At 57.6% G+C, this 18353-nt stretch carries 18 protein-coding genes; 10 read left to right on the forward strand and 8 right to left on the reverse strand.

Annotation, left to right across the window (positions count from 1 at the left end; genetic code table 11):
* Window positions 1–58 precede the first annotated feature (58 nt).
* The 6 genes from pal to thiD all read left to right on the forward strand — a co-directional run bounded on the left by pal (window position 59) and on the right by thiD (window position 7149).
* Entirely contained in the window at window positions 59–538 is a 480-nt protein-coding gene (gene pal, locus JN414_RS01595; protein WP_202206413.1) for a peptidoglycan-associated lipoprotein Pal, read from the forward strand.
* Between the two features lie 155 nt (window positions 539–693).
* Window positions 694–1581 carry a tol-pal system YbgF family protein gene (locus JN414_RS01600; protein WP_202206414.1) on the forward strand — a complete coding sequence of 296 codons (888 nt, stop codon included), beginning with the start codon at window positions 694–696 and terminating at the stop codon, window positions 1579–1581.
* Window positions 1559–2803, forward strand: a complete 1245-nt coding sequence (tilS, locus tag JN414_RS01605; protein ID WP_237389822.1) for a tRNA lysidine(34) synthetase TilS — start codon at window positions 1559–1561, stop codon at window positions 2801–2803. The genes JN414_RS01600 and tilS overlap by 23 nt, the downstream gene beginning before the upstream one ends.
* A gap of 167 nt (window positions 2804–2970) precedes the next feature.
* Window positions 2971–4875 carry an ATP-dependent zinc metalloprotease FtsH gene (ftsH, locus tag JN414_RS01610; RefSeq protein ID WP_064273855.1) on the forward strand — a complete coding sequence of 635 codons (1905 nt, stop codon included), beginning with the start codon at window positions 2971–2973 and terminating at the stop codon, window positions 4873–4875.
* A gap of 102 nt (window positions 4876–4977) precedes the next feature.
* Window positions 4978–6336, forward strand: coding sequence for a phosphoglucosamine mutase (gene glmM, locus JN414_RS01615; RefSeq protein ID WP_086634403.1), 1359 nt, complete (start codon window positions 4978–4980; stop codon window positions 6334–6336).
* Window positions 6337–6339: 3 nt separating this feature from the next.
* The gene (gene thiD / locus JN414_RS01620; RefSeq protein ID WP_202206415.1) at window positions 6340–7149 is read left to right on the forward strand and encodes a bifunctional hydroxymethylpyrimidine kinase/phosphomethylpyrimidine kinase; all 810 of its coding nucleotides are present in this window, start codon (window positions 6340–6342) and stop codon (window positions 7147–7149) included.
* A gap of 10 nt (window positions 7150–7159) precedes the next feature.
* Here thiD and JN414_RS01625 read toward each other — a convergent pair whose 3' ends face one another.
* The gene (locus JN414_RS01625; protein ID WP_202206416.1) at window positions 7160–7900 is read right to left on the reverse strand and encodes a response regulator transcription factor; all 741 of its coding nucleotides are present in this window, start codon (window positions 7898–7900) and stop codon (window positions 7160–7162) included.
* A gap of 153 nt (window positions 7901–8053) precedes the next feature.
* Here JN414_RS01625 and fliI point away from each other — a divergent pair, with 153 nt between their 5' ends.
* Complete coding sequence (fliI, locus tag JN414_RS01630; RefSeq protein WP_202206417.1) at window positions 8054–9430, forward strand: flagellar protein export ATPase FliI; 1377 nt, start codon at window positions 8054–8056, stop codon at window positions 9428–9430.
* A gap of 20 nt (window positions 9431–9450) precedes the next feature.
* Window positions 9451–9876 (forward strand): flagellar export protein FliJ, encoded by a 426-nt coding sequence (locus JN414_RS01635; RefSeq protein ID WP_086634489.1) that lies wholly within the window; start codon window positions 9451–9453, stop codon window positions 9874–9876.
* Here JN414_RS01635 and JN414_RS01640 read toward each other — a convergent pair.
* The 3 genes from JN414_RS01640 to JN414_RS01650 form a co-directional block, all read right to left on the reverse strand.
* Window positions 9868–10284, reverse strand: coding sequence for a hypothetical protein (locus tag JN414_RS01640; protein ID WP_202206418.1), 417 nt, complete (start codon window positions 10282–10284; stop codon window positions 9868–9870). The two genes, JN414_RS01635 and JN414_RS01640, sit on opposite strands and share 9 nt — an antisense overlap.
* 72 nt (window positions 10285–10356) lie before the next feature.
* The gene (locus JN414_RS01645; protein WP_052750021.1) at window positions 10357–10869 is read right to left on the reverse strand and encodes a hypothetical protein; all 513 of its coding nucleotides are present in this window, start codon (window positions 10867–10869) and stop codon (window positions 10357–10359) included.
* On the reverse strand, window positions 10866–12113 hold the full coding sequence (locus JN414_RS01650) for an aminopeptidase (RefSeq protein ID WP_202206419.1): 1248 nt from the start codon (window positions 12111–12113) through the stop codon (window positions 10866–10868). The genes JN414_RS01645 and JN414_RS01650 overlap by 4 nt, the downstream gene beginning before the upstream one ends.
* A 196-nt stretch (window positions 12114–12309) precedes the next feature.
* Between JN414_RS01650 and JN414_RS01655 the strand changes: the two genes are divergently transcribed.
* Window positions 12310–13101 carry a glycosyltransferase family 2 protein gene (locus JN414_RS01655; protein ID WP_202206420.1) on the forward strand — a complete coding sequence of 264 codons (792 nt, stop codon included), beginning with the start codon at window positions 12310–12312 and terminating at the stop codon, window positions 13099–13101.
* 19 nt (window positions 13102–13120) lie between these two features.
* On the opposite strand, the gene JN414_RS01660 is transcribed toward JN414_RS01655, so the two are convergent.
* The 4 genes from JN414_RS01660 to JN414_RS01675 form a co-directional block, all read right to left on the reverse strand.
* Window positions 13121–13405, reverse strand: a complete 285-nt coding sequence (locus JN414_RS01660; protein ID WP_202206421.1) for a hypothetical protein — start codon at window positions 13403–13405, stop codon at window positions 13121–13123.
* Window positions 13406–13538: 133 nt separating this feature from the next.
* The gene (gene hisC, locus JN414_RS01665) at window positions 13539–14609 is read right to left on the reverse strand and encodes a histidinol-phosphate transaminase (protein WP_202206422.1); all 1071 of its coding nucleotides are present in this window, start codon (window positions 14607–14609) and stop codon (window positions 13539–13541) included.
* Entirely contained in the window at window positions 14606–15109 is a 504-nt protein-coding gene (locus tag JN414_RS01670) for an ankyrin repeat domain-containing protein (RefSeq protein ID WP_046899923.1), read from the reverse strand. Before JN414_RS01670 ends, hisC begins: the two co-directional genes overlap by 4 nt.
* Before the next feature lie 35 nt (window positions 15110–15144).
* A complete protein-coding gene (locus JN414_RS01675) occupies window positions 15145–16164 on the reverse strand; it encodes an MBL fold metallo-hydrolase (RefSeq protein WP_237389823.1) in 1020 nt (339 codons plus the stop codon).
* 121 nt (window positions 16165–16285) lie between these two features.
* Between JN414_RS01675 and tkt the strand changes: the two genes are divergently transcribed.
* Window positions 16286–18343, forward strand: a complete 2058-nt coding sequence (gene tkt, locus JN414_RS01680; RefSeq protein WP_086634411.1) for a transketolase — start codon at window positions 16286–16288, stop codon at window positions 18341–18343.
* Window positions 18344–18353 lie beyond the last annotated feature (10 nt).

The raw sequence follows: 18353 nt of genomic DNA on the forward strand, positions 1-18353 counted from the left end.
CGCGGCAATATGCCGCATTTCGGTTTCTGATACGGAACCGTTCTCAGGGTTGAGACACATGAAGTTCAAGGTGTTTGGTGCGCTTGGTCTGGCGCTTGTTCTCGCAGCCTGCTCCAACGGTAAAACCGATACGGGCAACAGCACCGGCGCTGGCGCAGCCACGCAGGAAGCCGGCCCGACGCCGGGCAGCGAAGCTGACCTGGTTGCCAATGTTGGCGACCGTATCTTCTACGAGCTGAATGTATCCCAGCTTTCTGAAGAAGCTCGTGCAACGCTGGACAAGCAGGTTGCATGGCTCGCGAAGTATCCGCAGGTCAGCGTTCAGATCGCTGGTAACTGCGATGATCGCGGCACCGAAGAATACAACATTGCTCTCGGCCAGCGTCGTGCGAATGCTGCTCGTGACTATCTTGTTGCCAAGGGCGTGAGCGCTTCCCGCATCACGACGATCTCCTACGGCAAGGATCGTCCGACCGCTGACGGTGACGATGAAGCCTCATGGGCTCAGAACCGTAACGCGATCACCTCGGTTCGCTGAACCCAGGTCATCCGTCTGACGGACTGACAGTTTGAACGGCCGGGGGAGTTTATCCTCCGGCCGTTTCTGTTTTAAGACTGTTCATCAACCGAACTCGCCGGTCATTGCGAGAGGGCGCCCAGGCCGGGCGCTGAGAATGTTTCAGGAGATCTTGCATGGCCCTGTCCCGTCCCCTCCGTGCCGTCATGCTCGGAACGGCGCTTTCTGTGCTTTGTCCTGTCCTGCCAGCCCTGGCTCAGGACGCGTCGGATGGAGGGGGTATTTCCTCCCGAGAGGCGATTGCTCTTCAGGACGAAATTGCGTCGCTCCGTCAGCAGCTTTCCCAGATTCAGAACAGTGGGCCTCTGCCTGCTCCAAGCTCTTCGTCGTCGCGCGGTTCTTCCACCTCGGGAGCCGACGGCAACATGACGGCACAGCTTCTGGAGCGTGTTTCTGCCCTTGAAGAGCAGAACCGTCAGATGCGCGGGGAGCTGGATCAGCTAAGCAATGCGCAGAAGGAAACGCAGGCTAATCTGTCGAAGCAGATTTCAGACATGCAGTTTGCGTCGCAGAATGGTGGAAATGGCGCCGCCGCGTCTGCCCCGGCTGCTGCCAGCAGTTCGACAACACCTCCGAAAGCAGCAGAAACGGCGTCTCCGTCTTCTGACGATGCTCCCAAGACAGCTATTGATGCATTAAAGCTGGGGAACGCGGCCTTAAAAGCGGGCAAGTATGAAGATGCTGAGACGAATGCGCGCTTTGCAATAAAGACTGCCAAGAGCGCTTCCGGCAAGATGGATTCCCAATTCCTTCTGGCTCAGTCTCTGGCCGGTCAGAAGCAGTATCGCGAGTCTGCTGTTGCCTATTACGACGCCTACAACAAAGCGCCGAAAACGCCGAAGGCACAGGACTCCCTGTTAGGCGTTGCAGCTTCTCTCCTGGCTATGGGAGATAAGAATTCAGCCTGTCAGGCGCTTGATAAGCTGAAGACTGAGTTCCCAACGCCGACGCCTCGCGTGAAATCCGCAGCAGCAACGTTCCGTGGACGTGCAGCCTGTCATTGATCTGAACAATCCCATTCAGGCGGCAGAGTTTTCTGCCTGGGTGGAGTCTTTGGGGCCTTGGTTGCCTGATGCGCCAACTGCGCCGGTTGGACTTGCCGTTTCCGGAGGCGCAGATTCTCTGGCGCTGGCATGGCTTGCACGGCGTTGGCGTCAGCATGTTCTCGCCTTCATTGTTGACCATGCCTTGCGTCCCGAGTCTGCGGCGGAAGCGAGACTAACGGCTCAAAGGCTGTCCGAGATGGGCGTGGAAGCCCGGGTATTAACTCTGGCGCCATTTCCAAAGGGGCGGCTTCAGGAGCGAGCCCGGGATGCGAGATTTGATGCTCTGGAACGGGCATGTGCTGACGCAGGGTGCCTGGACCTTCTGGTGGCGCACCATCTCCATGACCAGGATGAAACCGTCTCGATGCGGTATGGTGCAGGAAGCGGACAAGCTGGTTTGGCCGGGATTGCTGCATCTACCATTCGGGGGCGGATCAGGATTGTTCGGCCACTATTGGCCTGTCATCCGGAACGCCTAAGAGGGACGCTGCGGGCTGCCGGCCTGAGTTGGGTCGAAGATCCTTCCAATCAGAACCGTCGATTTGAACGGGTGCGATGGCGCCAGGACCTGACGCAGAGCGAGCGGACTCAAGCTCGCGAGTGGCAAGCGAGCGCTGTGCTGAACCGCGCGCTAAAAGATGCTGGTCTAGCTGACTTACTGGCGAATGAGGCCGTATGGCATCCTGCGGGCTGGGTTTTCTTAAGAAAAAACGGCGTTTGCGAGGGCAGCGTGTCTGCTCTGGTGCGGTTGGTTTCTGGCGGTCGTTATCGTCCATCGCGTGAGAAAGTCCTGTCACTCATAAAGCAGGGACAAGGCTCACTCGGGGGCGTGATTATGCGGGCAGCAGGGCGGTTTGGGAACGGCGTTATCTTTGTCAGAGAAATGCGGTCTGTAGAGGCCTCTGTCTGTGCTGCCGGGCAGCCTCTCTGGGATGGGCGCTGGCGATGCCTGCAAGAGGATGTGCCTGAAGGAACTCTTATTGGAGCTCTTGGAAGTGGGGCGCAGGGTCTTGATGCCAGACGATTGGGAATTCCTGTCGAAGCGTTACAGGCACTCCCCGCTCTCTGGCGCGACGGCTGTGTCATAGGGTTGCCAGATCTTCTGGAAAGGGCCGGAACGGTTCCATTCGCCTGGGCTGGAGGGGTTCCAGTTACCGGCGAAAACGGCGTAAACGGGTGAAAAGCGTACCAAAATGCGTGGAAATGCGTTTTCCTGCCCTTGATGGGGTAGGATCATGGGCAGGACCGCCTATGTTATGAAGTCAACGCAGACTATGACGTCGGCCTGTTGAGATGATGAAGCCCTGCTGCATCTGACGGACAGTCTGAAGGACGACAGAGAACGAGATGAACAATTTAGGCCGTAACGTTGCGATCTGGGTGGTCATCATCATGGTCGGAATGGCAGTGCTGACCGCCTTCCAGCCCGGTGGAAGCCAGCATGCTGCCCAGCAGATCGCCTATTCCGATTTTGTCCATGATGTGGACGAGCACCAGGTGCGCTCGGTGGTTATCCAGGAACAGAATATTTCTGGAACACTGACGAACGGTACCTCCTTCGAAACCTATGCACCGATGGATCCGGGCCTTCCGGCTCGTCTGACCGGCGCGGGTGTTGAAGTGACAGCCAAGCCAATGGATAGCGGTGAGAACTCCATCCTGCGGTATGTGGGAAATTATCTTCCCGTTCTTCTGCTTGTTGGCCTGTGCTTCATGGTGTTTCGCCAGATGCAGGCCGGTGGTGGCCGTGCGATGGGTTTTGGCAAGTCCAAGGCTCGTCTGCTGACGGAAAAGACGGGCCGCGTCACATTTGACGATGTGGCAGGTATCGATGAAGCCAAGGCTGAACTAGAGGAAATCGTCGAATTCCTGAAAGACCCGCAGAAGTTTACGCGTCTGGGTGGCAAGATCCCCAAGGGCGCCCTGCTGGTCGGCCCTCCGGGTACGGGTAAGACGCTTCTGGCCCGTGCAATTGCTGGTGAAGCCAATGTGCCGTTCTTTACGATTTCCGGTTCGGACTTCGTGGAGATGTTCGTTGGTGTCGGTGCATCCCGTGTGCGTGACATGTTCGAGCAGGGCAAGAAGGCTGCTCCGTGCATTATCTTCATCGATGAAATTGACGCCGTTGGCCGCCATCGTGGTGCCGGTCTTGGTGGCGGCAATGATGAGCGCGAGCAGACCCTTAACCAGATGCTCGTCGAGATGGATGGTTTTGAGAGCAATGAGGGCGTTATCCTGATTGCAGCAACCAACCGTCCGGATGTTCTGGATCCGGCTCTGCTGCGTCCGGGGCGTTTTGATCGTCAGGTCGTTGTGCCGAACCCTGATGTTGCTGGTCGCGAAAAGATCCTGCGCGTTCACATGAAGAAAGTACCACTGTCTTCAGATGTGGACCCAAAAGTGATTGCTCGTGGTACGCCAGGCTTCTCCGGTGCTGATCTTGCCAACCTTGTGAATGAAGCTGCTCTGATGGCTGCCCGTCAGGGACGCCGTACGGTCGGAATGGCTCAGTTTGAAGAGGCCAAGGACAAGGTCATGATGGGCGCAGAGCGTCGGTCCATGGTCATGACCGAAGACGAAAAGCGCTCGACGGCTTATCATGAAGCCGGACACGCCATCTGCGCGATCTTCACGCCGGGTAGTGACCCCATTCATAAGGCCACGATTGTGCCGCGTGGGCGCGCTCTGGGTCTGGTGATGACGCTGCCTGAGAAAGACAACATTTCCTACAGCCGGAAATGGTGCCTGGCGCGTCTGGTAATTGCCATGGGTGGCCGTGTTGCTGAAGAAATCATCTTTGGCCCGGAAGAAGTCAGTGCCGGTGCGTCGGGTGATATCAAGAGCGCTACCGATCTGGCTCGCCGAATGGTCACGGAATGGGGCATGAGCGACAAGCTCGGCATGATTTCCTATGGCGATAACGGACAGGAAGTCTTCCTGGGTCACTCTGTCACGCAGAACAAGAATCTGTCTGAGCAGACGGCGCGCGATATCGACGTAGAGATCAAGGCTCTGATTGATACGGCTTACCAGCAGGCGCATCATCTGCTTCTGACGCGGATTGATGATCTGCACCGTCTGACAGCGGCTCTGCTCGAGTACGAGACGCTGACTGGGGATGATGTTGGTCGGATCATGCGGGGAGAGGCGATCGAGCGTCCATCCGATGACGAGCAATTGCCCGATAATCGCCGCGCCTCTGTGCCGACGACGCGTCCGGGTGCGTTTGATCCGGCTCCTCAGGCAGGCTAATCAAACCGTTAACCGCACCGCAAGGCGCGTCATTGGAGGGGAATTTCCTCTCCGGTGCCGCGCCTTTTTCTTATCTATCGAGACAGGCAGGATTTCATAACCATGGCCAGCAAGAGGGCTCTGTTCGGGACGGACGGCATCAGGGGAACTGCAAACACCGCTCCGATGACGGTGGAAGTTTCCCAGAAGCTTGGACAGGCCGCGGGCCTGTATTTCATGCGCAGTCAGAGCCGTCGACATACTGTTGTGCTGGGCAAGGACACACGCCTGTCCGGGTATATGATTGAATGTGCGCTTGTGGCTGGCTTTCTGTCTGCTGGCATGGATGTGATTCTTGTTGGGCCGCTTCCGACGCCGGCAATTGCCATGTTGACGCGGTCTTTGCGGGCAGACCTCGGTGTCATGATCTCGGCCTCTCACAATCCCTTCACCGACAATGGCATCAAGCTGTTTGGCCCAGACGGTTTCAAGCTCTCCGATGAAGTTGAAGGGGAGATTGAAGCCATGATGGGACAGGACCTGTCTCAGCGTTTGGCTTCACCGGCAGAAATCGGGCGTGCCTCTCGTTTGAACGATGCTGCTGGCCGCTACATTGAGAATGCCAAAGCTTCCTTCCCGCGGGGGCTGCGTCTGGATGGTTTGAAGATTGTTCTCGATTGCGCGAATGGATCTGCATATCGCGTTGCACCAACTGCTCTCTGGGAGCTGGGTGCGGAAGTCATCAAGATTGGTTGTTCACCGGATGGCCTGAACATCAATGACGGTGTTGGCTCTACCCATCCAGAGACGCTTTGTGCTGCCGTGAAAGAACATGGCGCGGACTTCGGCATTGCGCTGGACGGAGACGCCGACCGTGTTCTGATCGCCGATGAGAACGGCAATCTGGTTGATGGCGACCAGATTCTTGGGTTGATCGCCCGATTCTGGAAGCAGCATGGACGTCTGCGGACCAACACGGTTGTGGCCACGGTCATGTCCAATATGGGGCTGGAGAAGGCTCTTGCGGAAGATGGTCTGGAGCTTCAGCGGACGGCCGTCGGGGATCGCTACGTCGTCGAGCGCATGCGTGAGAATGGTGGGAACCTAGGCGGGGAGCAATCCGGGCACATGGTGCTGTCCGATTACGCTACGACCGGAGATGGGCTGATTGCCGCTCTACAGGTTCTGGCTGTTTCAGTGGAGACCAAGAAGCCCGCTAGTGAGATCTGTCAGGTCTTCCAGCCTTTCCCGCAACTTCTCAAAAACGTTCGCTACTCTGGGGCTAATCCGTTGAGCAGTCCCGAACTGGCGGCTGCCAAAGCTTGGGCGGAAGAACGTCTCGCCGGGCGCGGTCGTCTGGTTCTGAGAGCTAGTGGGACCGAGCCTCTGATTCGCGTAATGGCGGAAGCAGAAGACGATGCGCTGGTTCTTCAGGTCGTGGATCATGTCTGTGAGGCGATCAGAGCAATTACGGAGGCCTGACGTATGCGTGGCCGGGTTCTGACAGTTGCGGGAAGTGACTCGGGTGGCGGGGCCGGGATTCAAGCCGACCTGAAGACCATTACCGCTCTGGGGGGCTTTGGAATGAGCGCCGTTACAGCCCTGACGGCACAAAATACACTCGGCGTCTTTGGGGTGGAGGCTGTTTCTCCAGCATTTGTTCGACAGCAGATGCAGGTCGTTATCGATGATCTGGGTGCAGATTGCTGCAAAACCGGAATGCTGGCGACGGCAGACATTGTTCATGCCGTTGCTGACGAACTGGAAAGTCATACGCATCTCCCACTGGTGCTTGACCCGGTCATGGTGTCCACCAGCGGGTCAGCTCTTCTGGCTGATGACGCTGTAGAAGCTGTGATGACCCGTCTTTTGCCGCGGGCCTTGGTCGTGACTCCCAATATTCCCGAAGCAGAAGTCATGACGGGTGAGGCCATTCATGATCTGGCAGGAATGCGTCGGGCAGCCCACACCCTGCAAGAGCGGGGAGCTACGGCCGTTCTGCTTAAGGGGGGGCATATGACGGGAGAGGATCTCGAGGATCTCCTTGTCTTCCCCAATGGTGATGAATACGTACACCGCGCAACGCGGATTCATACGCGTCATACTCATGGAACGGGTTGTACGCTTGCCAGTGCCATTGCGACGGGCATTGCACAGGGCATGGATCTTGAAGCGGCGGTACGTCGGGCTAATGCCTATCTACGGCGCGCGCTCTCAGATGCGCCGGGATATGGAGCTGGTCACGGGCCGGTCAATCATGGTGTGACGATCCGGCCAGACTGGTACCAATCCTGAAGATCACGTTTTAGGCGACGGTCAGTTCAGATGTGGCTCTGGTCATTGGGCTGACAGAGGCGGGCAGGGGCTCGGCCGCTGTTTCTTCACGCAGAATGTAGCCACGTCCCCAGACTGTAGAGATGAGATTGCTGGCTCCTGCTTTCTGAAGCTTACGGCGCAGTTTGCAGATGAAGACATCAATGATCTTCATTTCAGGCTCATCAATGCCGCCATAAAGATGATTCAGGAAAGCATCCTTGGTCAGGACAGAGCCTTTCCGAATGACCAGAAGCTCCAGAATGGCGTATTCCTTACCCGTCAGGTGCAGGGGATTCCCCTCAACAGTGACGTTTTTCCCGTTCAGATCCAGTTCCAGATTGCCAATGCGCAGGCAAGGTTCGGCAAATCCGCGAGAGCGACGCATGACGGCCTGAAGACGGGCAACAAGTTCGCCTGAGTCATAAGGCTTTGTCATGTAATCATCGGCCCCCATCGAGAAGGCACGGATTTTGGCCTGGGGGCGGAGCAGGGCAGAGAGAACGAGAACGGGCGTCGTAATCCGGGCTGCGCGGACACGGCGGATGACATCGTAACCTTCGATATCGTTCAGCATCAGTTCCAGTACCATCAGATCATAATCGTAATGCCGGAGCATTTCGATTGCTTCCTCGCCAGAGGACGTATGATCGACGGTGAAGGCAGCCGTACGAAGGGTCTGAGACAGATGGGCTGCGGCCTGAAGATCGCTATCGACAAGAAGGATACGCATGTTTCTCAACTCCCGGATTGGTGAAGCAATGGTTACTACCCAAGGTTGTGTTTGTCGATAGATACAAATCAAAAAGCGTAAAAATTTCATTATTACGTCATTAAGGAGCGCTTGTTCAGGGTTTGTTAAGGTCGCGCTCCTTATGGTTGTTTGATGACGTCACATCGCGAAAACTCTCAGGAAATTGCCGAAAAAAGTCGATTAAAGAGTCTTCTCGAAAAGCTCTCATCCGTGCGCGTTGATAGTGCAATCGGAGTTGTTCGGGATGTGACAGGGTTGTGCATGACCATTCACGGCCTGGAGGGACTCGTTTCCATTGGTGACAGAATTAACGTGAAGGCGCGTTCTGGGTCATCAATACAGTCTGAGGTTGTGGGATTTCATAATGCACACGCGAGGGTCATGGCGTTCGGTAGCCTTGAAGGGATTGGGCCTGGGTGTGAAGCGCGTATTTCTTTGAGTGGGCGTCAGTCAGCCAGTCTGGGTGTGAATGAAAGCTGGCTTGGAAGAGTCGTGGACCCCCTCGGGATACCGATTGACGGGAAGGGGCCGTTAGCGCCGGCATTTCAGCAACAGTCTGTCAGTGCGGCACCTCCAAACGCTGCAACGCGGGCACGGCTTGGAGAGCGCATAGACTTGGGAGTGCGGGCGCTGGATGCGTTTACAACCTGTCGGCGTGGTCAAAGGCTGGGATTGTTTGCCGGGTCTGGTGTCGGAAAATCCACTTTGCTGTCCATGCTGGCGCGCGGTGCGAACTGCGATGTGGCGGTCATTGCACTGGTCGGTGAGCGCGGCCGTGAAGTTCGTGAATTCATTGAAGACGATCTGGGGGCTGAGGGGCTGGCGCGGAGTGTGGTGGTCATTGCCACATCAGATGCCCCTCCGTTGATGCGTCGGGATGCTGCCGTTGCGGGTATGGCGATTGCAGAGCACTTCCGTGATCAGGGTAAATCCGTGCTTTTGCTGATGGATAGTGTGACCCGCTATTGCATGGCCTTGCGTGAGATCGGTCTGTCAGCTGGGGAACCTCCTGCTACGCGTGGCTATCCTCCATCTGTTTTTGCTGAACTGCCGCGATTGCTCGAACGCGCGGGGCCTGGTTATCCGGGAGAAGGCATGATTACCGCCCTGTTCACGGTTCTCGTGGAAGGTGACGATCATAACGAGCCGGTTGCAGACGCCGTTCGTGGAATTCTCGACGGACATATTGTGCTGGATCGGCGGATTGGTGAGCAGGGGCGTTACCCCGCGATTGACGTTCTTCGGTCTCTGTCACGTGCCGTACCGGGATGTAATTCAGCTGAGGAAAACAGGCTCACGAAGCAGGCGCGGGCAACCATGGCAACCTATGAGCGGATGGCCGATATGATTCGTCTGGGGGCATACAAGGCTGGAACAGAGCCGGACGTCGATGAGGCTGTACGGCTTATGCCCAGGCTTGAAGAGTTTCTTTCTCAAGGCAAGAGCGAACGGTCTAACTGTGCGGAAGCGTTTGAACAGCTCTCCAGCATTATGAATACCGAGGCCTGAACACGATGGGAGCAGGTAAAATGAAGCAGATGCCCTTGGATACGCTCAAGCGCCTGCGGCGCCATGAACTGGAGGCTGTTGAGAAGGCGTTTGGCGAAGCAGTAGCGCGCGAGACTGCTGCTGAAGCAGTGTTGAGCAAGGCTCATCTGCTACTGATTCAGGAGCAGGGGCTGGCGTCAGATCCGCAGGCTGATGACGATGCAGTAGAAGCATTCAGCCGCTGGTTGCCCGTTGGCCAGCGTGCGATCGCTGACGCACAGGAGCTTTGCCGGGAGGCAGCACTTGATCGGGATTGTCTTCGTTCGGCTCTACTGATGGCTCAGGCAGCTCTAAAAGCTGTTGAGAAACTGCAGGATAAGCAGCGGCTTGAGATGAATTATCTCGCTCTTCGTAAGGAGCAAGCCGCTCTGGACGAACTGGCTCTGCGTCAGAGGGCCCTATACTGACGTTGCTGAGCGTAGAACGCCTGCGAGTTGGTGTGCCGTTCCGATAAGTGTGCAGGCAACAGGGTGCGTTTCATCACGGACGAAGGCGAGAATCAAAGTCTCGTCGCTCGGGAAAAGATCGCTTTCAAGGCTGACGACGGGAGCAGTCCCGCCTTCTTCCGACGCTGCCTGAGCGGCATGGGCCAAGAGTCGCGTTACGGCTTTTTCGAGGGCCGGAAGGACGATGGTGTGCGGCTTATCATGTTCTGCGGCGTGTGCAGCAACAAGCTCGTCCCATCCTTCTTTTGTGATGAACGCAGGAACACCGTCGGGCGGTGTGTCCCGTTCAGCACGGAGAATAGCTCCAGACTGGGCAAGCCCCAGAATGTTGACGGCAGGGAGTGTGGAAGGATCAAGCGCGACAGACATGTCGGCTTTTTATCAGTGAGAGAGTGGGAAAAGAAGGCGCGCCCTGCATAAAGTCAGAGCACGCCCGTAAAATTAGTGGGGAGGGTTGCCCATAGCCTGCATCAGGGCGTTGACCTGATCCGGATGGGCTTTGAACAGCGCAACGTTGTTCGGGTTGGGAGACGGCATGCCTGCTGGAACCTGTCCGTTGCTTACGGCAAGTGTCATGCCAAAGGTCGTCATGCCCGTGATGAAGCTTTCCGGCGTAAAGCCATGGGATGAGAGCACAGCGGCAAAACCGGGAACCTGACCTGCCTGGCTAATCATCGCCTGCAAGCCGAGCCCCTGAGAGTTGGGTGGCTGGATATTGCGGGCCTGAAGCTCCCCAATCGCGCTCGTGGCACGTGGCATGAAGTCTGCGGGCAGGGCGTAGCGCATGGCGCGCTCTGTGTCGGCCTTGAACTGCGGGGGAACCTGCGCAGGCTGCTGGGCTTGCTGCCCATCAACCTGGGTCTGGCTTGGGTAGCCCTGTGCGTGCGCAGAAAAAGGAAGAGCCGCGCTGGCGAAGAGAGCGAGCGCTGTGAGCGTTTTGATGTTCAAAGTCATGCGTTTACCCATTCGCCGGAACGCATCAGAGGCGTGCGGCTGCCGTTTTTGATCCCATCGAGATCGATTTTATCCGAGCCAATCATCCAGTCGATATGGATCAGGGAGTCATTAACGCCACGCTCCAGAAGCTGTTCCGGCGTCAGACCTTCAATGTCGACCATGCACTTGGTGTAGGCTTGGCCCAGCGCAATGTGGCTGGATGCGTTTTCATCGAACAAGGTGTTCCGATAGAGGATTTCGCTTGCGGAAATTGGCGACGAGTGGGGCACAAGGGCCACCTCGCCAATCCGGCATGCGCCTTCATCGGTGTCTAGAATACGATGGAGAACGTTTTCACCCTTGCTCGCGTGTGCTTCGACAATGCGGCCATCTTCAAAACGGACGGAAATGTCGTCGATCAGTGTACCCTGATGGAATAGCGGCTTGGTACTGCAGACGGTGCCGTTCACACGGGAGCGGTGCGGTGTTGTGAAGATTTCTTCGGTCGGGATGTTTGGATTGCAGACAATGCCGTTCAGTGCCTCTTCTGATCCGCCAGCCCAGGCATGGCCATCTGCAAGGCCAACCGTAAGATCAGTGCCCGGACCGGTGAAGTGCAGGGCGTCAAAGCGTGTGTCGTTCATGAATTTTGCACGGGCATGCAGGCGGGCGTTGTGGGCCTTCCAGTCTGCTACCGGGTCTGGGACATCCACGCGCGAAGCTTTGAAGATGCCGTTCCATAGCGCCGTCAGTGCGTCTTCCGGAGCCAGATCGGGGAAGACCTGTGCGGCCCATGCCGGGGTGGCGCAGGCGATGATGTTCCAGTTCACTGCGAACTGGGTAATGATTTCCATCGCCGGGCGGTTGGCTGCTGAGTTTGCGCGGTTTGCGCGTGAAATCCGCTCTGGATCCTGGCCTGCAAGAAGAGTTGGGTTGGCACCAGTAATGGCCATGCGCGCTGCCCCTTCACGGAAGGCGCGGGCAATACCGTCAGCCAGCCAGGTCGGGGCTGTATCGAAGGCGGCATCAGAGGCATGGACGTAACGGGCGAGTGTCGTCTCATCGTCGGCGTACAGCGTTGTGACGAGTGATGCTCCAGCCTTATAGGCGTGTTCGGTAACGCGCCGGACCAGCGGAACGGCATCCAGCGGTGCCGTAATGAGGAGCTGCTGCCCCGGCTTGATGTTCAGTCCGACGCGAACTGCGACTTCGCCGAGGCGGTCAAGAAGCTGCTCGTGCGAAAATTGGGAAGTAGCGGACACATCTTGCTCTTTCGCAGTGGAATTCTGTTTTCATCGTGGGGGCTGCACGACCGAAGCGCAAGAGCATGCCTGGTGGCGCCTGAAGTGGGTGGACCTTCGCTCTAGTGCGGTTGGCATGGCTCTTTGTGCAGGGACGAGATTAAGTGCCGGGTTGACCAGCATGGACGGAGAGTGCTGCACGCCGTAGTCTTGCAGAATGCGTCCTGGACTTCATATTTTTGCTGACGATGGTCAGCCGGACCAGCAGCCTTTTGATGTCGCTGTTGTCATGCCCAGCTTGCTGAGGCCCTCATTATTTCATGCTTTGCGGTCGATCTTCGCCCAGAGTGGTGACCTGCGCGTGCAGGTCATGATTGGTGCGGATACCACGCCACCAGATGGTGCGCGGGAGATGCTGGAGAGTGCCTGTCTGGCGCGTCCGGAGGGCTGGTCAGTGGAGGTGCTGTGGCCGGGATATTCCACGTCTGTGCGCCATGGAGGGTTTGGCCGCGCACGTGACGGAGGCGTGCTGCGGAGTGTCCTGAGTCAGCTCTCCAATGCGCGTCGGGTGGCTTATCTGGATGATGACAACTGGTGGGCACCGGAGCATCTGTCATCGCTTCTTGAAGCGATTGAGGGAAAGGACTGGGCCTGGTCAGGTCGATGGTTTGTACATTCCAAAACGTTAAAGCCGGTCTGCGAAGATCAGTGGGAATCTGTGGGCCCGGGCGGGGGGCTCTTCCGCGAGGCCTTCGGAGGGTTTGTGGACCCGAATTGTCTGATGATTGATCGGACGAGAGTTCCGGAGGTTCTGGATCTCTGGAATCATCCTCTTCCGCAGGATCAGGGGGGAATGACGGCAGATCGAAGTGTTTTCAACTGGCTGAAAAATCGGCCCGGCAAACCTACCGGAAAGTACTCAGCATTTTATGTTCTGACGGAAACGGACGGCATGCATCCGGTCCGTCTGCAGTGCATGGGCGAGGCATGGAGCCGGGCAGGCCTGTAAGGCTGCCCGGTTCGCAATTTTACATGGAGCGAATGGTGTTCCGGCGCGGCGCGCGGCGCTGACGCTGCTGGTCCTGCGGTTGGGCGCTCGGGTTGGCGGCGCGGGTAGCCTTTTCACGGGCTGCGGCACGGAGTTCAGTTTCCAGCTCCTTGATACGGCGCTGGACGCTCTCTTTCAGAGCAGGGGATGTGTGAGACTTCATGGAAGCAAGTGTTTCCTTGAGGTCCCGAAGCTGCTTTTCCTTCTCTGCCTGGTTACGGCGGATAGGCTGATTGTCGGACATCTGTCCGTGGAATGCGCGCATGGTCTTGGTCTTTCAGCACGAAACGCCAGAGGCCTCCGCATCATCACTGAATGCGGAACGGTGCGCGAATGCACACCGGGCAGCCTCTGAAAGGTCATGATCGTGAGGGCGGATCAGTCCGCCCAACTGTGGTTCAGGATCGGTTTGTGAGAATGATGGCCCGCAGGGCGTCAATCAGGCGTGTGCAGGCCTCGTCCGTTCCGATCGTGACGCGTAGCCAGTTCTGGATACGCGGGGTTGAAAGATGCCGCACCAGGATCGAACGCTCGCGCAGGGCGCTCGCAACCGATCCGGCCGGATGCGCCGGGTGGCGCATGAGAATGAAGTTGGCACAGGATGGAAGGACTTGGAAGCCGAGATTTTCCAGTTCAGGGACAAGTGTTTTCCGGCTGGCAATCACTCGGGCCGTAATCTCTTCCAGCCAGTCCGTATCCTTGATGGCGGCAATGGCCCCTGCCTGTGCCGGGCGTGAAAGCGGATAGGAGTTGAAACTGTCCTTCACCCGGATCAGGCCCTCAATCAGTTCCGGTGAACCAATTGCGAAACCGACACGCAGGCCTGCCAACGCGTAGGATTTGGAAAGTGTCTGCACGACCAGAAGGTTGTCATAACGCTTCGTCAGTTCGATAGTCGAGTCGGCACCGAAATCCACGTATGCTTCGTCGATGATGACCGTCCGATCCGGGTGGCGAAGAGCGAGCGTTTCGATCTGCTCAAGCGAGAGGGCCAGACCCGTATTGGCGTTGGGGTTGGCAACGACAACGCCACCGCAGGGGCCATCATAAGCGTTGATGTCGATCTCGTAGTCGTCGTTGAGCGGGAACTGCTTGAAGGGCTGTTCAAACAGGCTGCAATAGACCGGATAGAAGCCGTAAGTGACGTCCGAGAAGTAGAGCGGTGCGTCATCGTGAAAGAGGGCACGGAAGGCGTGAGCCAAGACTTCATCGGAGCCATTTCCAACGAAAACCCGGTCTGTTGTGACACCGAAGCGCTTCGCGATGGTTTCACACAGGATTGTTGCAGTTGGGTCCGGGTAAAGGCGAAGGTCGTCCGTTGCAGTCTCTCGGATAGCCTCTAGTACCCGCGGGCTCGGACCATACGGAGACTCGTTCGTATTGAGCTTCAGCAGGTTGGTTAGTTTAGGTTGTTCGCCAGGGACGTAAGGGTCCAGAGCGTGGACGCGTTTGTTCCAGAAGCGGCTCATGCGCCTGTTTCCTGATCGAAAAAGCCAGTCACACCCTGTCGCTCTGCGAGGTCACGGGCAGAAACGCCGTCGCCGTCCCGATGATCCGGATTGGCGCCCGCAGACAGAAGAAGCCGTGCCATGTCCGTACGGCCAAACATGATGGCGAACATCAGAGGCGTCCGGCCCGAGAAATTTGCGTGATCCACCTGAGCCCCATTGTCGATCAGGACCTGTGCAATGTCCGTCATGCCTTTGAAGGCGACGCCGGACAGGGCCGTGGCCCCCTTCAGATCAACGGATTCCGTATTGGCTCCGCGTGCGAGGAGTAGCCGCGCGGCATCCAGATGTCCGTTGTAGGTCGAGACAATGAGGGCCGTGTAGCCGCGACTGTCAGGTGTATCGATGACCATTCCTGCATCCAGGAACTGGGTCAGGAGGTCCGTGTCACCCTCACGGGCGGCGTCAATGAACAGGGCAGTGATCTGTTCAGGCGTGAAGTTGACGGTCTGTGCGTTCATGACGGTTTCCACAAGGGGGACATAGTGCCGGTAGGTTAGCGGCTTGCGGGAGGGGGCGAAAGAGCCAGGGTTTCCCCGTTTTCCAGAGCTTTAAAGGGACGGGCACGGTCCTGAAAGGCCAGATGGAGGCGTGCCGCAGGCTCCAGAATAGCTTCATCAGTCAACTGGAATGTCCCGAAGTGAATGGCCATCGCCTGGGTGGGCTTGAGCGTATCAAAGGCCATAACCGCCTCTTCCGGGTTCATGTGAACGCGACGCATGAAATTGCGTGGCTCGTAGGCACCGATTGGGAGGATTGCGAGGTCAATCGTGTTCCAGCGATTATGGATCGCGTCAAAGTGACGGCCCCACGCTGTGTCTCCGGCGAAGAACACGGTTTTGTCCTGGGCTTCGATCACGAAGCCACCCCAGAGTGCCTTGTTCTGGTCGAATGGAGTGCGTGCGCTGCCATGCAGGGCTGGAGTTGCAGAAATACGCGCACCTTCCGCCTTTGTGCTTTCCCACCAGTCAAGTTCGACAATGCGGGGTAGGCCAGCTTTTTCCAGATGTTTGCGGTTCCCAGGGAGCGTAATGCACAGCGGATCCCCCTTGCGCGCCAGAATGCGCAGGGTCGGGAGGTCCATATGGTCGTAATGGCAATGTGAAACCAGAATGAGATCGATCGGCGGCAGGTCTTTAAAACAGATGCCGGGTGGCTGAACGCGTCTGGGGCCGAAACTCCGGAACGGGGAGCAGCGTTCTGAAAACACCGGGTCCGTGATGATGCGTAATGGTTCACCTCCCTGCCGGCCGAACTGAAGCAGAACGGTGGCATGGCCGATGAACGTTGCGAGACATTCACCGGGCGCGGGAGCAGTCAGGGTGTGGGGTTTCTGAGGGGGCAGGGCATCAGGCCAGCGGGGACGCAGGCTGAGCTGCCACTTCAGGATATTGCGGAAGCGCTGGGCAGGGGTTCGTCCTGAAACAGCGTTATCCGGGCGCCACGAAGGTGGGTTGAAATAACGTGTTCCATCGAAGTGAGGCGGGTTGTCGTCAAGCACAAGACCGTGTTTCACAATATGGTTTACCCATCAAGCATTGCGTCAGACGTGATATCGCGTCATGCCGTGGCTGCAGAAGGTGCGGGGGCATCATTGACCTTTCCCCCGCTCGTCACAAGCCGGAGACCCCATACCGATGAGTACGCTTCCTGAACTCGGTATCAATACCATCCGCACCCTTTCCATGGACGCCGTCGAGCGTGCGAATTCCGGGCATCCCGGAACCGCAATGGCTCTCGCCCCGGCCATGTATGCGCTTTGGCAGCATGATCTGAACTACGATCCTGCCGATCCGCTATGGCCAGCCCGTGACCGGTTCGTCCTGTCCGTCGGACACGCCTCCATGCTCCTGTACTCGACGCTGTTCCTGACAGGCGTTCGGGACATCCAGGATGGAAAGGTCGTGGACCAGCCAGCTCTCACTGTCGAGGATCTGAAGCAGTTCCGCCAGCTGAGCTCCCGGACGCCGGGCCACCCGGAATATCGTTTCACCTCAGGCGTTGAAACAACGACAGGCCCGCTGGGTCAGGGCTGTGGCAACTCCGTGGGTATGGCCATTGCTGAAAAGTGGCTGGCTGAAACGTACAACCGCCCGGGCTTCAAGCTGTTCGACTATCACGTCACGGTTTTCTGTGGTGATGGCGACATGATGGAAGGTGTGGCTTCGGAAGCGGCTTCAACGGCCGGTCATCTGGGCCTCGGCAACCTGACCTGGGTTTACGATTCCAATCAGATCTCTATTGAAGGCTCGACCGACCTTGCCCTGACCGAAGACGTTGGCAAGCGTTTCGAGGCCTATAAGTGGCATGTTCAGACGCTGACGGACGGTAACGACGTTCAGGCAATCCTGAAGGCCCTTCAGGAAGCAAAGAAGGTCACGGACCGCCCGAGCATGATCGTTCTGAAGACGGTCATTGGTTACGGTGCGCCGAAGAAGGCCGGCACAGCTTCTGCTCATGGTGAACCGCTGGGCAAAGATGAAATCAAGGGCGCGAAGGCAGCTTATGGCTGGCCGGAAAATGCCGGTGATTTCTATGTTCCGGATGGTGTCCAGGAACATTTCGCTGAAGGTCTCGGCAAGCGCGGTGCAGCAGCCAGTGCCCAGTGGCGCGAACTGTTCTCGGCTTACAAGGAAGCGCATCCGAAGGAAGCCGCCGAGCTTGAAGCAATCTTCGAGCACCGTCTGCCAGAAGGCTGGGACAAGGACATTCCGGTTTATGAGGCTGATGCCAAGGGCGTTGCATCCCGCGCAAGTTCTGGCCAAGTGCTGAATGCCGTTGCCAAGAACCTGCCCTGGATGATCGGTGGGTCTGCTGACCTGACGCCGTCCACGAAGACGGACATCAAGGGTGGTGGATCGTTCCAGCCGCCGCAGTGGGGTGGCACCTATGGTGGCCGCAACCTGCACTTCGGTGTGCGTGAACACGCGATGGGCTCGATCTGTAATGGTATCGCGCTGTCCGGCATCCGCGCCTATGGCTCCGGCTTCCTGATCTTCTCCGATTACATGAAGGCTCCGATCCGTCTGTCGGCCATCATGGAACTGCCGGTCACGTATATCTTTACGCATGACTCCATCGGCGTCGGTGAAGATGGCCCGACCCATCAGCCGATCGAGCAACTTGCTCAACTTCGCGCGACCCCAGGCATCATGACGATCCGCCCATCCGACGCCAACGAAGTGGCAGAGGCATGGCGCACGCTGATCCCGATGACGCACAAGCCTGCTGTTCTGGCTCTAAGCCGCCAGAATCTGCCAACCATTGACCGCACGAAGTATGCAGCGGCTTCCGGTCTGGCCAAGGGCGCGTACGTTCTGGCCTCCTGTGAAGGTAAGCCGGATGTGATTCTGATGGCTTCGGGTTCTGAAGTATCGCTGGTTGTCGAAGCTTATGAAAAGCTTACGGCAGAAGGTGTGAAGGCCCGCGTGGTGTCGATCCCGAGTTTCGATCTGTTTGAAGAGCAGAGCCAGGAATACCGCGATTCCGTTCTGCCGCCTGACGTGATCGGCCGCGTAGCTGTCGAGCAGGCTGCGGCCTTCGGTTGGGACCGTTATGTCGGTCTTGGCGGCTCGATCATTGCCATGAATTCGTTTGGTGCATCGGCTCCTGCCTCTGCACTTCTGACCAAGTTCGGTTTTACGCCGGAAGCAGTTTATGGCGCCGCGAAGCGTCAGGCTGCCCGTAGCAAGTAAGGAGAGAACC

Source organism: Gluconobacter sp. Gdi (genome assembly GCF_014132155.1).
GTDB lineage: Bacteria > Pseudomonadota > Alphaproteobacteria > Acetobacterales > Acetobacteraceae > Gluconobacter.

Excerpts from the sequence above, each read along its gene's own strand:
- pal (WP_202206413.1), top strand. The coding sequence starts at position 59 with ATGAAGTTCAAGGTGTTTGGTGCGCTTGGTCTGGCGCTTGTTCTCGCA.
- JN414_RS01600 (WP_202206414.1), top strand. The coding sequence starts at position 694 with ATGGCCCTGTCCCGTCCCCTCCGTGCCGTCATGCTCGGAACGGCGCTT.
- ftsH (WP_064273855.1), top strand. The coding sequence starts at position 2,971 with ATGAACAATTTAGGCCGTAACGTTGCGATCTGGGTGGTCATCATCATG.
- glmM (WP_086634403.1), top strand. The coding sequence starts at position 4,978 with ATGGCCAGCAAGAGGGCTCTGTTCGGGACGGACGGCATCAGGGGAACT.
- thiD (WP_202206415.1), top strand. The coding sequence starts at position 6,340 with ATGCGTGGCCGGGTTCTGACAGTTGCGGGAAGTGACTCGGGTGGCGGG.
- JN414_RS01625 (WP_202206416.1), bottom strand. The coding sequence starts at position 7,900 with ATGCGTATCCTTCTTGTCGATAGCGATCTTCAGGCCGCAGCCCATCTG.
- fliI (WP_202206417.1), top strand. The coding sequence starts at position 8,054 with ATGACGTCACATCGCGAAAACTCTCAGGAAATTGCCGAAAAAAGTCGA.
- JN414_RS01635 (WP_086634489.1), top strand. The coding sequence starts at position 9,451 with ATGAAGCAGATGCCCTTGGATACGCTCAAGCGCCTGCGGCGCCATGAA.
- JN414_RS01640 (WP_202206418.1), bottom strand. The coding sequence starts at position 10,284 with ATGTCTGTCGCGCTTGATCCTTCCACACTCCCTGCCGTCAACATTCTG.
- JN414_RS01645 (WP_052750021.1), bottom strand. The coding sequence starts at position 10,869 with ATGACTTTGAACATCAAAACGCTCACAGCGCTCGCTCTCTTCGCCAGC.
- JN414_RS01655 (WP_202206420.1), top strand. The coding sequence starts at position 12,310 with ATGCGTCCTGGACTTCATATTTTTGCTGACGATGGTCAGCCGGACCAG.
- JN414_RS01660 (WP_202206421.1), bottom strand. The coding sequence starts at position 13,405 with ATGCGCGCATTCCACGGACAGATGTCCGACAATCAGCCTATCCGCCGT.
- hisC (WP_202206422.1), bottom strand. The coding sequence starts at position 14,609 with ATGAGCCGCTTCTGGAACAAACGCGTCCACGCTCTGGACCCTTACGTC.
- JN414_RS01670 (WP_046899923.1), bottom strand. The coding sequence starts at position 15,109 with ATGAACGCACAGACCGTCAACTTCACGCCTGAACAGATCACTGCCCTG.
- tkt (WP_086634411.1), top strand. The coding sequence starts at position 16,286 with ATGAGTACGCTTCCTGAACTCGGTATCAATACCATCCGCACCCTTTCC.